21 protein-coding genes are annotated in these 17803 nt (G+C 60.8%); 12 read left to right on the top strand and 9 right to left on the bottom strand.

The annotated features are described in order from the left end of the window. Nucleotides 1–48: 48 nt before the first annotated feature. Nucleotides 49–1917 (bottom strand): ABC-F family ATP-binding cassette domain-containing protein, encoded by a 1869-nt coding sequence (locus tag SIB46_RS04070; RefSeq protein ID WP_413297697.1) that lies wholly within the window; start codon nucleotides 1915–1917, stop codon nucleotides 49–51. A gap of 97 nt (nucleotides 1918–2014) precedes the next feature. Between SIB46_RS04070 and SIB46_RS04065 the strand changes: the two genes are divergently transcribed. Together SIB46_RS04065 and SIB46_RS04060 are read left to right on the top strand one after the other, a co-directional pair. Continuing rightward, a complete protein-coding gene (locus SIB46_RS04065; RefSeq protein WP_413297270.1) occupies nucleotides 2015–2917 on the top strand; it encodes an aspartyl protease family protein in 903 nt (300 codons plus the stop codon). 99 nt (nucleotides 2918–3016) lie between these two features. Further along, nucleotides 3017–3379 (top strand): AbrB family transcriptional regulator, encoded by a 363-nt coding sequence (locus SIB46_RS04060; RefSeq protein WP_413297696.1) that lies wholly within the window; start codon nucleotides 3017–3019, stop codon nucleotides 3377–3379. A gap of 9 nt (nucleotides 3380–3388) precedes the next feature. On the opposite strand, the gene SIB46_RS04055 is transcribed toward SIB46_RS04060, so the two are convergent. Continuing rightward, nucleotides 3389–4561: an ABC transporter substrate-binding protein gene (locus SIB46_RS04055; protein ID WP_413297269.1), complete on the bottom strand. Its 1173-nt coding sequence runs from the start codon at nucleotides 4559–4561 to the stop codon at nucleotides 3389–3391. Between the two features lie 75 nt (nucleotides 4562–4636). Between SIB46_RS04055 and SIB46_RS04050 the strand changes: the two genes are divergently transcribed. After that, the gene (locus SIB46_RS04050) at nucleotides 4637–5341 is read left to right on the top strand and encodes a hypothetical protein (RefSeq protein ID WP_413297268.1); all 705 of its coding nucleotides are present in this window, start codon (nucleotides 4637–4639) and stop codon (nucleotides 5339–5341) included. Here SIB46_RS04050 and SIB46_RS04045 read toward each other — a convergent pair. Beyond that, nucleotides 5338–5538, bottom strand: coding sequence for a GIVxVP protein (locus tag SIB46_RS04045; RefSeq protein ID WP_413297267.1), 201 nt, complete (start codon nucleotides 5536–5538; stop codon nucleotides 5338–5340). The two genes, SIB46_RS04050 and SIB46_RS04045, sit on opposite strands and share 4 nt — an antisense overlap. Beyond that, a complete protein-coding gene (locus SIB46_RS04040) occupies nucleotides 5535–5903 on the bottom strand; it encodes a nuclease (RefSeq protein ID WP_413297266.1) in 369 nt (122 codons plus the stop codon). Before SIB46_RS04040 ends, SIB46_RS04045 begins: the two co-directional genes overlap by 4 nt. Before the next feature lie 92 nt (nucleotides 5904–5995). Here SIB46_RS04040 and SIB46_RS04035 point away from each other — a divergent pair, with 92 nt between their 5' ends. Together SIB46_RS04035 and SIB46_RS04030 are read left to right on the top strand one after the other, a co-directional pair. Then, nucleotides 5996–6865: a polyphosphate kinase 2 family protein gene (locus SIB46_RS04035; protein ID WP_413297265.1), complete on the top strand. Its 870-nt coding sequence runs from the start codon at nucleotides 5996–5998 to the stop codon at nucleotides 6863–6865. Between the two features lie 5 nt (nucleotides 6866–6870). Continuing rightward, nucleotides 6871–7074 (top strand): hypothetical protein, encoded by a 204-nt coding sequence (locus tag SIB46_RS04030; protein WP_413297264.1) that lies wholly within the window; start codon nucleotides 6871–6873, stop codon nucleotides 7072–7074. Here the strand turns inward: SIB46_RS04030 and SIB46_RS04025 are convergent. From SIB46_RS04025 to hemH, 3 genes are all read right to left on the bottom strand, one after another. After that, nucleotides 7065–7298, bottom strand: coding sequence for a hypothetical protein (locus SIB46_RS04025; RefSeq protein WP_413297263.1), 234 nt, complete (start codon nucleotides 7296–7298; stop codon nucleotides 7065–7067). The genes SIB46_RS04030 and SIB46_RS04025 overlap by 10 nt on opposite strands. 39 nt (nucleotides 7299–7337) lie before the next feature. Next, nucleotides 7338–9110 (bottom strand): biosynthetic-type acetolactate synthase large subunit, encoded by a 1773-nt coding sequence (gene ilvB / locus SIB46_RS04020; RefSeq protein WP_413297695.1) that lies wholly within the window; start codon nucleotides 9108–9110, stop codon nucleotides 7338–7340. A 135-nt stretch (nucleotides 9111–9245) separates the two neighbouring features. Beyond that, the gene (gene hemH, locus SIB46_RS04015; RefSeq protein WP_413297262.1) at nucleotides 9246–10409 is read right to left on the bottom strand and encodes a ferrochelatase; all 1164 of its coding nucleotides are present in this window, start codon (nucleotides 10407–10409) and stop codon (nucleotides 9246–9248) included. Between the two features lie 75 nt (nucleotides 10410–10484). On the opposite strand from hemH, the gene SIB46_RS04010 reads away from it, so the two are divergent. The 3 genes from SIB46_RS04010 to cobO are packed head-to-tail and all read left to right on the top strand — an operon-like array spanning nucleotide 10485 to nucleotide 12943. Beyond that, a complete protein-coding gene (locus tag SIB46_RS04010) occupies nucleotides 10485–11633 on the top strand; it encodes a site-specific integrase (RefSeq protein WP_413297261.1) in 1149 nt (382 codons plus the stop codon). 6 nt (nucleotides 11634–11639) lie between these two features. Further along, nucleotides 11640–12269 (top strand): class I SAM-dependent methyltransferase, encoded by a 630-nt coding sequence (locus SIB46_RS04005; RefSeq protein WP_413297260.1) that lies wholly within the window; start codon nucleotides 11640–11642, stop codon nucleotides 12267–12269. Then, nucleotides 12266–12943 (top strand): cob(I)yrinic acid a,c-diamide adenosyltransferase, encoded by a 678-nt coding sequence (cobO, locus tag SIB46_RS04000; protein WP_413297259.1) that lies wholly within the window; start codon nucleotides 12266–12268, stop codon nucleotides 12941–12943. Before SIB46_RS04005 ends, cobO begins: the two co-directional genes overlap by 4 nt. Here the strand turns inward: cobO and SIB46_RS03995 are convergent. Further along, on the bottom strand, nucleotides 12940–13134 hold the full coding sequence (locus SIB46_RS03995) for a hypothetical protein (RefSeq protein WP_413297258.1): 195 nt from the start codon (nucleotides 13132–13134) through the stop codon (nucleotides 12940–12942). The genes cobO and SIB46_RS03995 overlap by 4 nt on opposite strands. A 102-nt stretch (nucleotides 13135–13236) precedes the next feature. Here SIB46_RS03995 and pyrH point away from each other — a divergent pair, with 102 nt between their 5' ends. From pyrH to SIB46_RS03975, 4 genes are read left to right on the top strand one after another with little or no spacing between them, the layout of a single operon-like run. Further along, on the top strand, nucleotides 13237–13950 hold the full coding sequence (gene pyrH, locus SIB46_RS03990) for a UMP kinase (RefSeq protein WP_413297257.1): 714 nt from the start codon (nucleotides 13237–13239) through the stop codon (nucleotides 13948–13950). A 2-nt stretch (nucleotides 13951–13952) separates the two neighbouring features. Continuing rightward, entirely contained in the window at nucleotides 13953–14492 is a 540-nt protein-coding gene (frr, locus tag SIB46_RS03985) for a ribosome recycling factor (RefSeq protein ID WP_186550085.1), read from the top strand. Beyond that, the gene (locus SIB46_RS03980; protein ID WP_413297256.1) at nucleotides 14489–15622 is read left to right on the top strand and encodes an NAD(P)/FAD-dependent oxidoreductase; all 1134 of its coding nucleotides are present in this window, start codon (nucleotides 14489–14491) and stop codon (nucleotides 15620–15622) included. The genes frr and SIB46_RS03980 overlap by 4 nt, the downstream gene beginning before the upstream one ends. Continuing rightward, nucleotides 15619–16617, top strand: coding sequence for an esterase-like activity of phytase family protein (locus SIB46_RS03975; RefSeq protein ID WP_413297255.1), 999 nt, complete (start codon nucleotides 15619–15621; stop codon nucleotides 16615–16617). The genes SIB46_RS03980 and SIB46_RS03975 overlap by 4 nt, the downstream gene beginning before the upstream one ends. On the opposite strand, the gene SIB46_RS03970 is transcribed toward SIB46_RS03975, so the two are convergent. Continuing rightward, complete coding sequence (locus SIB46_RS03970) at nucleotides 16600–17769, bottom strand: transaldolase (protein WP_413297254.1); 1170 nt, start codon at nucleotides 17767–17769, stop codon at nucleotides 16600–16602. The two genes, SIB46_RS03975 and SIB46_RS03970, sit on opposite strands and share 18 nt — an antisense overlap. Between the last annotated feature and the right edge of the window lie 34 nt (nucleotides 17770–17803).

Below are 17803 nucleotides of genomic sequence, written 5' to 3'. Positions count from 1 at the left end.
AAGCGCTGACCATCACACCTTTGCCACAGCTGCTGGGGTGGTCAAGCACTACTCAGGCAGCGCACTGAGTTCAAGCCAGCGATCTTCGGCCTGAGAGATCTGCTCGCAGAGTTCAGCCAACTCTTGGGTGAGGGCCTCAAGCCGGTCGTAATCGGCTCCGGCCAGTTGCGACTCCAGTTGCGTTTTTTGCTCTTCCAACCGCGGCAGTTGGCTGTCGAGATCATTGAGCTCATGCTGCTGCTTGTAGCTGCGGCGCTTGGGTTGCTCCCGTTTCGGCTTGGCGGCGGCCGGCTTGGTTTTGCTGCTCACGGGGGCTTGTTTGGCTGGTTGTTGTTCCAGCCATTCGCTGTAGTTGCCCTCAAAGCGCTCCAGCAGGCCACCGCTTTGGAAGCAGAACAAGCGATCCACCGTGCGATCGAGGAAATAACGGTCGTGGGAGACGATCACCACGCAGCCACGAAAATCTTCGATGTAGTCCTCCAAGACGGCGAGGGTTTGCACATCAAGATCATTGGTTGGCTCATCGAGCAGCAGCACATTGGGCGCGGCCATCAACAACCGGCAGAGATGCAGCCGCCTGCGTTCACCGCCTGAAAGCTTGGCGACAGGGCTGTGTTGTTGGGCTGGCGGAAACAGGAAGCGCTCCAGCAGTTGCGAGGCGGTGAGGCTGTTGCCGTGGCCAAGATCAATGCGTTCGGCCACGTCTTGGATGACCTCAATCACCTTGAGCTCGGGCTTGAGGTCTTCGGAGTGCTGATCAAAGCGGCCGATTACCACCGTTTCGCCGCGCACCACCGAACCAGCATCGGGTTGTTGGCGGCCGCTGATCAGATCCAGCAGCGTGGATTTCCCCATCCCGTTGGGGCCGATGAAGCCAACCCGATCTTCCGGTGAGAAGGAATAGGTGAAGTCGTTGATCAAACAGCGCTCGCCGAGCTTGCGCTGCAGATGCTCCACATCGATCACCGTTTTGCCAAGGCGCCGGCTGGCGCTTTCCATGGCCACGTTTTGTTTGACCGGCTTGAAGCTTTGCTCCTGCATCTGCTCGATGCGTTGAATGCGGGCTTTTTGCTTAGTGCTGCGTGCTTTGGGTCCGCGTTTGAGCCATTCGATCTCGCGGCGCATCACTGAGCGGTAGGCCCGTTGCCGGGCGGCATCAGCGACCTCTTCCTCGTCTTTCTTTTTCAGATAGGCGCCGTAGTTACCTGGGTAGCGGCGCAGTTGACCGCCGTCCAACTCGATGATCGTGTTGGTGACCCGTTCCAGGAAATAGCGGTCGTGGGTGATTAAGACCAGGGCCCCTTTGAAGCGCTGTAGAAACCCCTGAAGCCATTCGGTCGCCAGAGCATCAAGGTGGTTGGTGGGCTCATCGAGCAGCAGCCCATCGGGCTCGGCCACCAGGGCCGAGGCCAAGGCCAGGCGTTTGCGGTAGCCCCCAGAGAGCTCCCCCACCTTGCGGCTGTGATCACGGATGCCCAGCCGGCTGAGCACTTCTTGGCATTGGCGCTCAAGTTCCCAGGCTTTGGCCTCATCCATGCGATTGCTGACCTGGCTGAGCTCGCCCAGCAGCGCAGGATCATTTGGGCGTTGTTCCAGCTCTTGGATGAGGCCTTCGTAGCGCTCAACTAGCTGCATCTTTTCGCCGCAGTCAGCGAACACCTGCTCCAGCACCGTGCGCTCAGGATCGAGGCTGGGGTTCTGGTCCACGTAAATCACGCGGTGGCGGGGATTGATTTGAATACGTCCGTCGCCAACGGGTTCCAGCCCTGCCATCACCCGCAGCAGGGTGGATTTGCCTGAGCCGTTGATGCCAATCAGCCCCAGTCGATCTTGAGGACCCACCTCAAGATCGACCTGATCGAGCAGGGTCTTAATCCCAAAATCTTTGCTGACCTGCTGCAGGCTGATCAGGGCGATAGAGGCTGCTGACCCATGAGCCTCTCATGGACGGCTTGGCTGATTGGGTTGAAGCCTTGATCAGCAAACGATTTGATCAGGGCAAAGGATGGTTGCGATGGGGCTTTGGCAAACCGCTTGGGGACTCGCCCTGGCTGCTCTGGTGCAGTTGGGAGGCGCTCCTCCGCCACAGCCTGTGATGGAAGGATCTGGCCGCTCGGCCTATGCCATTCCCAGTGATGGGGATACCCCCATCCTTCAGTTTCGAACCAGTTCGGGCGATTCGGTGCGCCTGCTGATCGACACCGGCGCCTCACGTTCGATGGTCAGTCAAGCGCTCATCGCGCGACTGCAATTGACAACGCAACCGTTAAACGCCGTCAACTTCACCTTGGCTGGGGCTGGGAGTGATTGCCCCACTGATCCGCCACGTCAGGCTGTGTTGCCCTCCCTGCAACTGGGTGCACTCAAGATCCGCGAGTTGGCGGTGTTGGTGATGCCCAAGTTGGGCGTTCCCCCTGGGACCGACGGCGTTTTGGGTGCATCGGCATTGCGGCAGCTGCCGATGTTGATCGATCCCACACAGCAACAAGTGAGCTTTGATCAACAGTTATCGATTCACTCGGCGCCGGCTGAGGCCCTCAGGCTTCCCTTGCAATGGCGGGATTATGTACCCCTTGTGCAGGTTTCCGATCAGAGCGGAAAAAGCACCTTGGCCCTGCTTGACACCGGGGCAGAAGCTGTGTTTGTCGGTGTGCCTTTGGCCCAACGATTAAGCCCACAGTCGCCACCCTCTGGCGTGGAGATCCAAGGCTTTTGTGGCTCTGAATTCGCCGTTGAACGTCTGTTTGCAGGATTGAGCGTTGGCGATATCACACTGCAAAGATCGCCTGCGATCGTGACGCGAAACAGGATTCTCAAGGATTTAAATGTGGAGGCCATCATTGGCCAGCCAATGCTGAAAAATCGTCGCCAGCTTTGGCTTCTCAATCGGCCGGATCCAGTTTTGTTGCTCTGGTGAATCGAAGGTAGAGAATTTGATGCGGCAAATTTCTTCTCAGGGCTTTCCAAACGTGCAGGCTGATGGTTACATTGCCGGTGTGCATTAATTCTGTTGAGCATGCTCACTGGTAACGACCTGCTCGCCAAAGTTCGGGAACTTGGCGACGCCGGCAAATCTGAGATCGTTCGTGAGTGCGGTTACGTCTCCACCAAGAAAGACGGCGGCGAGCGCCTGAACTTCACCGCTTTCTACGAAGCCCTGCTTGATGCCAAGGGTGTTGATATCGGTGGTGGTTCTGTTGGCAAAGGTGGTCGCAAGCTCAGCTACGTCGCCACAGTTCAGGGCAACGGCAATCTGCTGATTGGTAAGGCCTACACCGCTTTGCTGAACCTCAACCCCGGCGACGAGTTCGAAATCAAGCTGGGCCGTAAGCAGATCCGCTTGGTGCCTGTGGGCGCAGAAGACGAAGGCGAAGAGTGATTCGCGAGTTCAACTAGCGCCTAGGTCGTAACTCGTCCTGGTCTCAACCCCATCGGGAGCCTTCTGGATCACATCCAGAATCGCTGTCGGTGGGGTTGCTGCTTTGAGATCCAGGTTGCTGCCAGCGCCTGTGGGCTTCACTCTTTCGCCGGCAGCGGCTTGCCTCAGTGCTGCGCAGTAGGGCAAGGCTTTGGCGTCGGGGTCAAAGCTCGCCATGCCATCGGTGGGTTGCTGTTGGCCGTTGAGCACCGAGAGCGCCACCAACTGTCCGGCGTCATAGCCCGAGGCTTCCACCGTTCCTGGGGTGTAGCCATAGCGCTGCTCAAAGCTGCGGCTAAATGGTTCCCATCCCGGCCCGCGATTGGCCTCAGCCACGCCAAGTTGAGGTTGCAAGCTGGCGTAGCGGGGCGCCACATTCCAAACCAGGGTCAAGGTTTGGGGCCAGGATTCATTGAGCACGGCTTGCATCAATGGGCTGTTGTTGGTGGTCATCACCACCAAGGCTTGAGGCCGGAACCAATCCACATCGAGGGCTAAGCGCTCCAACGCTTTGCCCTCGTCGCCATTGAGGCTGCGGGGGCCGTCGTCGAGACCAATCAAGCTGCCCCCTTGGTTCTCCATGGTTTCCAGAAAGCGGTCAGCCAGCTGCAATTGATCCGCTGTGCCATCGGTCACAAGCATGAAGCGCTTGTTGTTTTGCTCCAGTAGCGCTTTCACCAGCACATCAATTTCAAGGCTGCGGGAGGCACTCACAGGCCAGAGCCGATCGGAGCCGGGACGGCTGGCGAGTTGCTGCAGCGAAATGCCGCGCTGCAACGGCAGCAACACCTGCCGTTGACGTTCTTGTGCCAGCAAGCCACTAGGAACCAAGGGGGCTGCTGGTGGTGCTAAGACCACCGGCGGCAAACTCCGGTGCCGCAGCTGATTGGCGATGTCACGGTGATCCGATAGCCAACCGATGCTCCAGTCGGTCTGTTGGTTGGTGCAGATGCGCGCTTGATCTTGAGCCAGCAGGAAGCCGCGGCGTAGTCCATCCCCCAGACCAGCAATGGCTCCTTCTGAGGGCAGCAGCATCAAGGCATTGCCGGGCTGGGGCAGAGCGGCCACCAGGCTTTGGCTGCCGATCACCGCAGCTGCCACACCAGCCCCCCTCCAAAGTCGCAGGTGGCTTGGGGTGGTCATGGCGTATACCGTCCAGCGAAGGAAGGCTAGTGGCCAGGAGCTGCCTACGCTCGCACTATTCCAGTCGTGGGTCTCATGCCGGATTTTGTGGCTCGTTGGCGCGCGATCGCCGTGGCAGCTTTGGCGTCGTTGCCGGTCTCAATGGCATCAGCCCCGGCATTGGCGATCCCCGAAGAAGCTGCCATGAAAAAGCTGGCAGTGATCCCTGTGTTTTTGCTCACCTCTGAGCAGGGAATTCCGCTACCGATTCCCAGGGGCGACAACTTGATCCTGCCGATGTTCCTGCAGAAAGAGCGGGCGAATCAGGAGCTCGTCACCTTCGAGAAAGCGAATCCCAATGCAACGGCCAAGGTGTCGGCCATTCCGATGAATGTGGCGAACGCCAAGGTTAATGAGATGAATATCAAGCTCAAGGACAAGGGCAAGCAGATCGTTAGCCCGATTGTTGGCTCGGCAGAGGATATGAATCAGGCTGTTTCCATCCTGGAAAAACAAGGCGTCAGCAAGGAAGACATTCAAAAAGGCCTGTCTGTACCTGTGTTCTTCCACAAGCCCTTCTTGACGATCAAAACGCCGGAAGGCAGCCGGGGCGTGTTTTTCATGACCTACAAAGACGCCACCACGGCCTCAAGCCGGGTTCAGGGAGCCAAGCCAGAAATCATGGCGGTTGACCTCACCAATGCTCTGGCTCAGATCATTGATGAAAAGAAGGATCAATTCGTCTTCTACCCAACGAAAGCTTTCTTCGCGCTGATGAAGGAGCAGAAGGCCTCGAACTAGCCCTGAGCCTCATCCTTCTCCGGTGGAGGAGTTGGGATGAACTGAGCCAAAAGGCCGGCTCCAACCAGTCCCAGCCCGATCATCAACGCCAAGACTTGGTTGCTCTGCTCACCCCAGGCCGCGGCCGATAGAAAAGCGCCCCCCAATAAAAGGCACGGCACCAGCACGATCCCTTTGGCGGTTCGATTACGGCTCATGGCTGACAGGCTTCTGTGGCTTGGGCCAGTCCTGCTGTGATCAGCAGGTCATTGAGATCTTGTTCTTGCCCCAGTGGCCTCACGCGCGCCAGCAGCAGGCCATCACGGCTTCCCATCGGCATCAAGTTGACGCGCTGACGGCGCGGCAGTTTGGCTCTCAGCAGCTTGAGCGCTGCTGTTTCTTCTCCGGCAACCGGAGCAATGCAGGCCAACCGCACGCTGTAGGTGCGGTTGTGATCACCGATGAGCAGCAGATCAGGCTCGCGCACCTGCAACACCTCGGCAGCCCAGGTCGCGGCTGGCCAGGCCAGCAGCAGGCTGGCGAGCAGTGCTGCACAGAGTGATTGCCAGCGCCGCCAACCCATTGAGCCCACAAAGCTGAAGTCATTCTCCCTAATCACTGGATCAGGTTGTGGCTCAGCTCTAAAGCTGAAAAAGACTCTGAGTGATTGCTGCTGTGGCCACGAAGTGGAATGACATTGCCCACTACCAGGTGCCAACGGATGATTCCTTTCGCCTAAAGCATCAAAATCCTGACTTCACTGGCGAGATCGAGAGTAAAAAGCAAGCCGCTGAGTTGCTTCAAGGCGGCGTTGAGCAGCTCGCCGAGCTTCAAGATGTGCTCTATGCCGATGGGCGCTGGGGTGTGCTCGTGGTGCTCCAGGCCATTGATGCGGCTGGCAAGGATTCCACCATCAAGCATGTGATGAGTGGGGTGAATCCCCAAGGGGTGAGGGTGCGCAGTTTTAAAAAGCCCTCCAGTGATGAGATGAGCCACAACTGGCTGTGGCGTTACAGCAAAGAGGTGCCAGCGCGCGGAGAGATTGGCATCTTCAATCGCTCCTATTACGAAGACGTTCTGGTGGTGAAGGTGCACAACCTCGCCTCCAAGCAGGGATTGCACGAGAGCCTCACGGGCAAGAAGTTGTTTGCCCATCGCTATGAGGACATCAATGCCTATGAAAAGCACCTCACGCGCAATGGAATCATCGTGCTGAAGTTTTTCTTGCACATCAGCGCTGATGAGCAGCGCAAGCGCTTCCTTCGGCGCCTGGAGCGCCCTGAGAAAAACTGGAAGTTTTCACTCAGTGATTTGGAGGAACGCCGCTACTGGGACGACTACCAAGACGCTTTCGAGTCGATGATGCGGAATACCAGCACCGACTATGCCCCTTGGTATTGCGTGCCGATGAATAACAAATGGTTTGGGCGCTTGGTGGTGACCAAAACCATCATTGAGCGGCTCAAGGCGTTGGGCCTGAGCTATCCCCAACTCAATGAGGCCCAGAAGCAGGCGCTTGAAAAGGGGCGTGAAATGCTGGCGTGAAGGCCATGAAGCACCTCATCAATGGGGCCTATATCGCCGGCGGGATTGCGGTGGCCTGGTTCATCTACGCCACCATCGACTATCAGCTCAAACGCAACGCTTGCCTTGGCTATCACCTCAATCGCATCAATGCGGCGCAAGCCTCGCGTGCGTTGGGGCGTGAGCAAGGATCTTTTGGCCCAGCAGAAGCCTGCCAGTACTACCGCTGAGGGTTGAGCTCGTCATCGGCGGCTTGAACACCGGTGTGATACTCCCGCCACTTTTTCTCTTCTTCGCTGTAGGGCGGCTTGGCCTGGAACTCCTGGAAATCCTTGACGTAGGGACTCATCCACTCGTTGACGCGCCAGCATTGATCCCAATTGCTGGGATTGAACACGCAGGACACCACCATCACCTCGATGAACTTGATGAGATAAATGACAACGGTGTTCAACGCGGTGATCCCGCCGTTGAGGGCGCCGTGATGGCTCGATTACAAGCCGTGACCACAGTTGCTGCAGAACAGGTGTTCGCTGGGGTTGCTGTGGCCGCATTGGCTGCAGGTGCGCCGTTCGCTTAAGGCCAGTTCTGGGTGGCTGGGTAGGCCCACCATCTGGGCATTGCTCTTGCCGGGAGGAACCATCGGATAGCAATTTTCGCCGCGGCGCACGTGCACATCGATCAACATCGGCCCGGGTGTGGCCAGCGCCTGTTGCAGCTGCGGCTTGAGTTGGTCGCGATCGGTGATGTGCACACCATCGACGCCAAAGGCGCGGGCAAGAGCAATGAAATCAGGCATGCCAGGGAGCATGTCGGAGGCGGAGTAGCGCTCGTCGTAGAAGCTTTCCTGCCACTGGCGCACCATGCCCTGCCAGTGGTTGTTGACGATCACGATCTTCACCGGCAGGCCGTACTGCGCCAAGGTGCCCAGCTCTTGGATGTTCATCAGCACGCTGGCATCGCCGGCGATGCACACCACCTGCTCGTCCATCAAGGCCACCTGCACCCCGATCGCCGCAGGTAAACCAAATCCCATGGTGCCCAGACCCGCACTGCTCACCCACTGCCTGGGGCCGCAGCGCAGGTATTGCGCTGCCCACATCTGGTGCTGACCCACATCGGTGGTGATCCAGGCCTTTGGTGCCAAGTCGCGCACAGCCAGAAGCACCTCTTGCGGGTAGATCGCCCCTTCCGCTGGAGGTGTTGTCAGGGGGTAGTTCTGCTTCCAGCTTTCAATGCGCGCTAGCCATGCCGCGGTGTGCGGTTCCACCTGGCGTTGCTGGCTTTGCAGCAGCAGCTCTTCGAGGCTGCGGCGCACATCCCCCAAAACCGCCACATCGGGCTTGCGGTTTTTGCCCACCTCAGCCGGGTCGATCTCGAAATGGATGACCTTGGCTCGTGGCGCAAAGGTGTCGAGCTTGCCGGTCACCCGGTCGTCAAAGCGGGCACCAACAGCGATCAGCAAGTCGCAATCGGTGACGGCAAAGTTGGCGTAGGCAGTGCCATGCATGCCCAGCATGCCAACGGCGAGGGGGTCGTTTTCATCGAATACGCCCTTGCCCATCAAGGTGGTGGTCACCGGAATGCGGTGCCGCTGGGCAATGGCATTGAGCGCCTCTTGGGCGCCCGCTGAAACAGCTCCGCCACCGACATAAAGAAGCGGCCGCTGAGCGTCCTCGATCAGATCAAGCGCCGCACAGATGTCTTGTTTGTCGTGCTGGGGGGGGTGAATGAAGCCACGCGGAATGATGCTGCCGGGCTCCACCGGCACGTAATCGAAGAGCTCTTGGCCAACATCTTTGGGGATATCGACCAGGACTGGTCCAGGTCGCCCCGTTGCTGCGATGAAAAAGGCTTGAGCGATCACGTTGCCCAGATCCGCTGGATCGCGCACCAGCCAGGAGTGCTTCACGATCGGCAGCGTGATGCCGAAGATGTCGGTCTCCTGGAAGGCATCGGTGCCGATCATCGGCCTGGGCACCTGTCCGGTGATCACCACCATCGGCACCGAGTCCATCTGTGCGGTGGCGATGCCGGTCACCAAGTTGGTGGCCCCGGGGCCGGAGGTTCCAAAGCAAACGCCAACCTTGCCGGTGGCGCGGGCATAGGCATCGGCGGCATGGGCGCCGCCCTGCTCGTGGCGCACCAGAAAATGCTTCAGCTCGCCGCGGGCTTCGGCTTGGTGCAGTTCGTCGTAAATCGGCAGGATCGCGCCGCCGGGGTAGCCAAAGATGTGCGACACCCCGTGACGGTGCAGCGCATCCATCAGGGCGTAGGCACCGCTGACGCGCTGGGGTGCACCCACTGCTGTGGTGCTGGGGGTGGGGGTCGTGAGGGTCACCGCTGCACCCAGGCCTGAACTGAGATTCCCCAACTTAATGGGCTGCAGGGCGAGGGGCCATCAGAGCAGGCCGAGGGCATGCAAGGGGCCATGGCCGCTGATCAGCTCCACCAGGAAGGCGGAGAAGCCGAGCATGGCCAGGCGCCCATTCCAAACCTCTGAACTGTTGTTCCAACCCCAGGACCACTTCTCCTGGGGATAAAGCTTGGTGCGGGCCGGAAGGGCAGCGGCCTCATCGAGGTCCACCTCAGGTCCGGCCAGAGAGGTTTCCACCAGATCGGCCAATGAGGCGATGAAGGTGGGATCGGTGTCGAGTGCTGGCACCCGGCGGAAGTTGCTCACTCCCGCTTCGGTGGCAATCTCGCGGTATTCGATGTCGATCTCTTCGAGCGTTTCGATGTGCTCGCTTACAAAGCTGATCGGCACCACCACCAGCTCTTTGATGCCTTTTTCACCCAGTTCTTCCAGCGCCTCTTCGGTGTAGGGCTGTAGCCACTCCACTGGGCCCACCCGGCTTTGGTAAGCCAGGGTCCAGGGGTTGTCCCGACCCAGGGTTTTCATGATCAGCTCAGCGCAGCTTTCGATCTCCTTTTGATACGGATCGCCGGCTTCCTCCACATAGCTCTTGGGCACCCCGTGGGCACTGAAGAACACATGGGCGGTGCTGGGATCAACGCAGGCATCGATTTCCCGCTCGATCAGCTGGGCCATGGCTTTGAGATAGCCGGGGTGGTCATGCCAGCTGCGAATGGCCCGCAGCGGCAGCTGGGCGAAACGCTCATCGCCCTGGCGCAGGCGCTGCAGTTCCCGGAAGCTCGAGCCACTGGTGCTGATCGAGAAGTGGGGATAGAGCGGCAGCACCACCACCTGCTCAATGCCATCGGCCTTCATGTCCGCCACAGCAGACTCGGTGAAGGGATGCCAATAGCGCATGGCCACATAGGTGGTGGCATCCACCTCCCGCTGCCTCAGCAGGCTTTGCAGTTCGCGCGCCTGTTGGTCGGTGATCCGGCGGAGCGGTGAACCGCCACCGATGGAGCGGTAGGCCTCTTGGGATTTATTGCTGCGCAGGGTGCTGATCAACCAGGCCAACGGCTTCTGCAGGGCCGGAATCGGCAGCCGGATGATCTCGGGATCGGCAAACAGGTTGTAAAGGAACGGGCCAACGTCCTGGATTCGTTCTGGCCCCCCGAGGTTGAGGAGGACGATTCCGACTCGGGACAAGGGGCTGACCTCAGCGATGGCAGAGAGCCTAACCAGGCCCTGGTTTTCTTCGATTTCGGTCGTTACGTTCCGGTCATGTCAGCCCTGCCGGCCGAGAGCCTCGAACAGCTCAATAGCGGCTTGCGCAGTGCCGGAGTGCGCTTACGGCTTGAGCAACGCGGCGAGCGGCTGGGGCTGCGGGGACCGCTGCCCCGGCGTGACGGCCAACCGGGGTTGCAGGTGCAGCGCCTCAGCTTGGGGCTTCCGGCCACCTCCGATGGTTTGGCGGCGGCCTTGCAGCAGCTGCACCAGGTGCATCAGCAGGTGCACACCAACACTTTTCAGTGGCCCCAGGGCGCGGAGCAGATCAGCCCGATCAAGAAGGCGGCGGGTCTTGATGGAGCCCTGCATCGCTTTGAAGCGCAGTTCCACAGCGATCCACGCCGGCGTCGCCAGCCCGCTGGTAGCCGCAGCACCTGGACCTCCGCCTATCGCCCCTATCTCAGGCGGTTAGCGGCCCAAGGCCAGAGCCGTTTGTCGGTGCCCCTGCTCGAGCAGGTGCTGGAGAGTTACCCCCTGGCCAGCCGCTCGCGGCAGCAGTGCGGCCTGGTGCTCTCTCTGCTCGCCAGGCAAGAGCAGTTGCAGCTTCCAGCCGATTGGAATGAACGGGCTGCGGGCTATGGCCTGCATCAGGCCCGTTTTCGGCAGTTGCCCAGTGATGGGCAGATCCTCGAGGTGGTGGAGGCCATTCCCAATCCCGGCTGGCGCCTGGTGTTTGGCCTGATGGCCACCTACGGGCTGCGGAACCATGAGGTGTTTTTCACCGATTTTTCTGGGTTGGATGCCAGCCAAGACGGTGTGGTGCGGGTGCTGCCGACCACCAAGACCGGTGAGCACCAGGTTTGGCCGTTTTTGCCGGAGTGGGTGGATCACTTCGCTCTGCGCCCGTTGGCCCGGCAGCGGGCCCTGCTGCCGCCGATTTGCACCGATCTCAGGACGACAACCCTGCAGCAGGTGGGACGCCGCGTTGCGGAGCAGTTTCGCCGCTATCACCTGCCGCTAACCCCCTATGACCTTCGCCACGCTTGGGCCCTGCGCACCATCCACATGGGTTTGCCCGATACCGTGGCGGCTCGAATGATGGGGCACTCGGTGGCCATTCACACCCGCACCTATCACCACTGGATTACCCGCCGGGATCAGCAGCAGGCCGTTGATGCCGCCTTGGCGCGGCGTGGCGCCTAATTAGCGATGGCAAGCTTTCTGAGGCCCCTGGCCTACCGGCATCGCTGGATCTACGACAGCGTTACGGCCATCAGCTCCCTCAGTGTTGGTGGTGTGGCCCGATTGCGGGCCCTGGGGCTAGAGGGCCTCAACCAGCGCTTGGTGCCGGGTGCTGCTGTTTTGGATCTGTGCTGCGGCAGCGGCGAAGCGGCGGCGCCGTGGTTGCAGGCGGGCTTTGCCGTGACCGGCTTGGATATCGCTCCGCGGGCCTTGGATTTGGCGGCCCAGCGCCACCCCGATTTGCAGCGGGTCCAGGGATTGGCTGAATCCCCACCGCTGCCGGATGGGCAGTTTGCGGCGATTCAACTCAGCGTGGCGCTGCATGAGTTCTCCCGCCCTGAGCGTGAGCAGGTGCTGCGCAGCTGCCTGCGTCTGTTGATGCCGGGCGGTTGGTTGGTGCTGGTGGATTTGCATCCGGCTGGCCCCTGGCTGCAGCTGCCGCAGCAGCTGTTTTGTGCCCTCTTTGAGACCCACACGGCCATTGCCATGCTGGAGGACAACCTGCCGGCCCAACTCGATGCGTTGGGCTTCGTCGCTGTGGAGCAAGAGCTCCTGGCGGGTCAGGCTTTGCAACGCATCACAGCCCAGAGGCCATGAGCACACCCCCTGCCAACAGCAACCTGGATGCCACCGCGGCAGCCCTCGGCATGGGGGGTGAGCTGGCCCCTGAAAAAGACGATGCCGCCTATCGCCAACGCATGGAGCGGCGCAAACAGGTGCAGGCCCAACGGGTTGGTGAGCGCTCCATCGAAAAAGGCCTTGTGCTGGTGAACACCGGCCAAGGCAAAGGCAAAACAACCGCAGCGCTGGGTTTGGCCCTGCGCACCCTTGGCCATGGCGGCCGTGTGGCTGTGGTGCAATTCATCAAAGGGGCCTGGCAGCCGGGGGAGGCCAAGGCGCTGCAGAGCTTTGGAGACCAGCTGCAGTGGCATGCCCTGGGCGAAGGTTTCACCTGGGAAACCCAGGACCGTGATCGCGATCGCGAACTCGTGGCTCAGGCGTGGCAGCAGTCGCTTGTGTATCTGCGCGATCCAGCCGTTCAGCTGGTGCTGCTCGATGAGATCAATGTGGCCCTCAAGTTGGGCTATTTGCCGGTAGAAGATGTTCTTGCTGGGGTGGATGAGCGCCCCGAGCTCACCCACGTGGTGCTCACAGGCCGCGGTGCACCTCAAGCCCTGATCGAACGGGCCGACTTGGTGACCGAGATGAGCCTGGTCAAACACCCCTTTCGCGAGCAGGGCGTCAAGGCGCAATTGGGAATTGAGTTTTAAGCCGCTTCGGCGCTTTCACCGTTGAGATCGCGCCGCAGCAGCCAGGTGGCGGAGGTGAGCACCGACAGGCCGCTCACCAGCAGAGCCCGGTGAACTTCCGGTTGACTCCAGCCAGAGCTGTCTTGCGTGGCATCCGCCACTGCTGAGAGGGTGAGGCGGGCCATCAGGCCGCTGCGGCTCCCATCTCCCATCGGGTGATCCCAGTTGGCCCATGCAAGCGAGCAGCACTGACTGTTGCAACCCCCGGCCTGGGCTGAAGGCGCTTGCTACTGTTCGCCGGACAGACTTCAGCGATGGCTTACCAAAGGGTTCTGCTCAAACTCAGCGGCGAAGCCCTAATGGGTGAGCAGGGTTACGGCATTGATCCCGCCATCGTTAGCGCGATTGCCAAAGATGTGGCCGAGGTGGTCGCCAAGGGCACCCAACTCGCCATCGTTGTGGGAGGCGGCAACATCTTCCGCGGGCTAAAGGGATCAGCCGCTGGCATGGAGCGGGCCACCGCCGATTACGTCGGCATGTTGGCCACGGTGATGAATGCAATCACCTTGCAAGACGGCTTGGAGCGGGCAGGGGTTCCCACCCGGGTGCAAACCGCCATCGCCATGCAGGAGGTGGCGGAGCCTTACATCCGCCGCAAAGCGATGCGGCATCTCGAGAAAGGGCGTGTGGTGATCTTTGGTGCCGGCTGCGGCAATCCCTTTTTCACCACCGACACCACCGCGGCGTTGCGTGCTGCTGAGATCAACGCCCATGTGGTGCTCAAGGCGACCAAGGTGGATGGTGTCTACGACAAAGATCCGGTGCGCTTTGCTGATGCGGTGCGCTACGAGCACCTCACCTTCCAAGACGTCTTGGCCAATGAGCTGGGCGTCATGGATGCCACCGCCATTGCCTTGTGCAAAGACAACACCATCCCCATCGTGGTGTTTGATCTGTTTGGGTCCGGCAACATTGCCCGGGCCGTTGCCGGTGAACCGATCGGGACCCGTATTACATCCGCTGCTTGACCATGGATCTTGAAGCCAGCATGACCAAGTCGCTGGAAGCCACCCAGCGCAACTTCAACACCATTCGCACCGGCCGGGCTAACACCTCCCTGCTCGACAAGGTGATGGTGGAGTACTACGGCGCCGATACTCCCTTGAAATCCCTGGCCACGATTTCAGCGCCCGATTCCCAAACGATTCAGATTCAACCCTTTGACATGGGCTCGATGGCCTTAATCGAGAAGGCGATTGGCATGAGCGATCTGGGCCTGACCCCCAACAACGACGGCAAGTTGATTCGCATCAACATTCCTCCCCTCACCGAGGAACGCCGCAAGGAGCTCTGCAAGATCGCCTCCAAATACGCCGAAGAGGGCAAGGTGGCCCTGCGGAATGTGCGCCGCGATGCGATTGATCAGATCAAAAAACGCGAAAAAGACGGTGAGCTCTCGGAAGATCTCAGCCGTGATGAACAGGACAAGGTTCAAAAGGTGACCGACAAGTTCATCGCCGATCTGGAGAAACTGCTGGCTGACAAAGAAGCCGACATCCTCAAGGTGTGAGTTTCGATGTTGCTGTGGTGGGTGCTGGTGCCGCTGGGGCGGCAACGGCCTACCAACTCGCCCTGCTTGGACGCTCGGTTGTCTTGATCGATGAGCGCGCCTTGCCGCGCTCCAAACCCTGTGGCGGAGGCATGGCGGCCTCGGTTCAGCAGTGGTTCCCTTGCGACCTCACCCCGGCGGTGGATCGGGTGATTGATCGGGTGCGATTCACCTGGTGTTTGGAGGATCCGGTGATTGCCGATCTTCCCGGTGAATCACCCTTTTGGATCGTGCGCCGTGATGTGCTCGATGGCTACTTGGCTGATCAGGCTGCTGCCGCTGGCGCGGAACGCTTGGAGGGCCAAGCCGTCACCGAGGTCAGCCGCCATGGCGATGGCTGGGAGCTGTGCATTGGCGAGCAGCGCCTCCAGGCTCGCGCGCTGGTGTTGGCCCATGGCTCCCGCGGTGATCTGGTCAACCAGCTGGGGGTGGCTGATCCCAAGCCCCGTTTGGCAGCGGCGTTGGCCTTGGAGGTAGAAGGTGCGGTGAGCGAGCCGCAAACCGCGCGGTTTGAGTTTGGCTTGGTCAAACACGGCTTCTGCTGGTGCTTTCCCCGCAGTGGCGGCTACAGCGTTGGCATTGGCACGTTTCTGGGTCGCACCGTGGCCGACTACGACCAGGTGCTGACGGCCTTGCTGCCCAGCTTGGGCCTGGATCCCCAGGCCGGGGAGCGCCGTCATTGGCCGCTGCGGGTTTGGAATGGCCATCACCCACTGCACCGGGATGGGGTTGTTGCTGTGGGTGATGCGGCCTCGCTAGCGGATCCCTTTTTGGCGGAGGGGTTGCGCCCGGCCTTGCTTTCGGCCCTGCGAGCAGCGGAAGCGTTGGATGCCCATCTCTCTGGAGAGCAGCAGGCCTTGGCTGGCTACACCCGCACCATGCGCCGCGAGTGGGGTGAATCGATGAGCTGGGGCCGCCGCATTGGCCAAGTGTTTTATCGCTTCCCCAAGGTGGGCTATCAGCTGGGGATCAAACGGCCCACGGCGCCGCAGCGCATTGCTCAGATCCTCAGTGGTGAGATGGGCTACGGCGACATTGCCCAGCGAGTGATCCGCCGGCTTGGCGGCGGCTTGTTGGGGGCGGGAGGGTGATCCCTGTTCTTGCTCCCTGCCCGCTGGAGGCTGGATGGGAGTTGATCTGGCAGCAGAGCTTGCCCAAGTCAGCCGCTGATCAGCGCTTGGGTGGTTTCTCTGGAATGGCGCTCGATTGGCCGCGGCGCCGCCTGTTGTTGCTGAGCGATGCCAAGCGCACTCACAGCCTGGCGTTGCACTGGGATGGAACGGTTCGCCAATCGTTGTTCTCCGTGCAGGCTCCCCGGCCGCTGCAGGGACAAGGCAGCCAGAAGCTGGATGGTGAAGCACTCGTGCGCCTACCAGGCACCGCGCCGCGGCGCTTTTGGATGGTCAGTGAAGCCCGCAACCCCAGCAAGCGCCCGGCATCCCTGTTGGAGTTAAAGCTGCTGGGCAGTGGTGGCTTTGCCATCCAGCAGCAATGGCCCCTGCCAGCTGAGTGGCAACCACAGCAAGGCCGCGGCCTGAAGCGCAACAAAGGCCCTGAGGCCTTGGTGCCCCTGCCGGGGATGCGGTTTGTGCTCGCCGCGGAGGCCTCGCTGCAGCAGGATTCACCGCGCCAATTGCGTCTGCTTTTGGCCCAGCAGCAGGGCCAGCAGATGCAATTCACTCCCCTGGGAACGTCGCTGCTGGTGAGTGCACCGCTGGTAGCCCAGCCCCATTGGGGGCTCACCGCGTTGCTCCCTGCCCAGGCAGGCGCGCAGCCACCACTGCTGGCGCTTTGGCGTGGTTACGCCGAGCCCAATCAGTGGTGGAACCGGCTGAGCTTGCTGCCGCCGCTTCCCCTGGATCAGAGGCCAAGGCGAGCTTTGGCTCCCTTGATGCGCTGGGATCTGCGCGATGTCGGTTTGGAGCCCGACAACTGGGAGGCTTTAACCGCTGGACCGCAACTGGAGGATGGTCGTCCCACCCTGCTGCTGGCCAGCGATGACAATTTCAGCCCCTTCCAGCAGAACCGCTTGGCTCTGCTGGCGCCCCTGCAACCGGAACCCTGCGCCTCAGCGGACAGCCGCTAGGGCTGCGCCGAGGCCGGCACGCACATCCTCGGGGTAGAGCTTGCCGTCGTGGTCGCAATCGAGGGCATCGAAGACGGCGTCGCTACCGAGCCATTCCTCGCGGCAGATGCAGCCGTCGCCATCGAGATCGTTGAGCAGGAAGATCTCTTGGGCGGCATGGGCGAAGGCGGCACCACCTTCCAGCACGGCGAGGCGATGGGCTAGTTGAGCTTCGAGGGTTTCGATGGCTTTGGTGAAGCCCTGGATGCCTTCAGCCAGCTTCTCGTGGGCCATGCGGTCTTCGGCCATCATCTGCTCGAAGCGCTGGGCGTCGATGCTCAGCTTGTCCAGCTCGCTGCTGGGGTTGCTGCCATCGAGCTTGCGCACCAAGGTGCCCTCTTGCTTGCGCAGTTGGTCAAGCAGTTTGGGGGAGATGGTCAGCAGGTCGCAACCGGCCAGCTCGATGATCTCGTCGATGTTGCGGAAGCTGGCACCCATCACCTCGGTGGAGTAGCCGTGCTTTTTGAAGTAGTTGAAGATCTTGGTGACCGACACCACACCGGGATCTTCGGGGCCTGGATAGCTGTCGCGGCCGGTGTCCTTCTTGTACCAGTCGAGGATCCTGCCAACAAAAGGTGAGATCAAGGTCACCTTGGCTTCGGCGCAGGCCGCGGCTTGGGCGAAACCAAACAGCAGGGTCAAGTTGCAGTGAATGCCTTCGCGTTCCAGCTGTTCAGCGGCTTTGATCCCCTCCCAGGTGGAGGCGATCTTGATCAGCACATGGTCGTTGCTGATGCCAGCGTCGTTGTAGAGCCCAATCAACTTGTGGGCCTTGGCGATGGTGGCTTCGGTGTCGTAGCTCAGGCGAGCATCCACCTCGGTCGACACGCGGCCCGGCACGATTTTGAGGATCTCCTTGCCGAAGGTCACGCAGATTTCATCGAGCGCCTCGGAGACCACCTGCTCTGCAGGGGCGGTGGGGCCGATCAGCGCGCGTGAGGCCCGCAGGGTCTCATCGATCAGGTTTTGGTAGGCCGGGATCTGGGCGGCAGCCAGGATCAACGAGGGGTTGGTGGTGGCGTCCCTCGGGGTGAACGTCTTGATGGCCTGCAGGTCGCCGGTATCGGCTACCACGACGGTCATGCTGGAGAGCTGCTCAAGCAAACTGGCCACGGCAGGGGCATGCGGATGTCGTCAACGTAGCGAT

This window comes from Synechococcus sp. MIT S9452 (assembly GCF_047304245.1).
Taxonomy (GTDB): domain Bacteria; phylum Cyanobacteriota; class Cyanobacteriia; order PCC-6307; family Cyanobiaceae; genus RCC307.
This window is presented reverse-complemented; position numbering and strand designations above follow the sequence as displayed.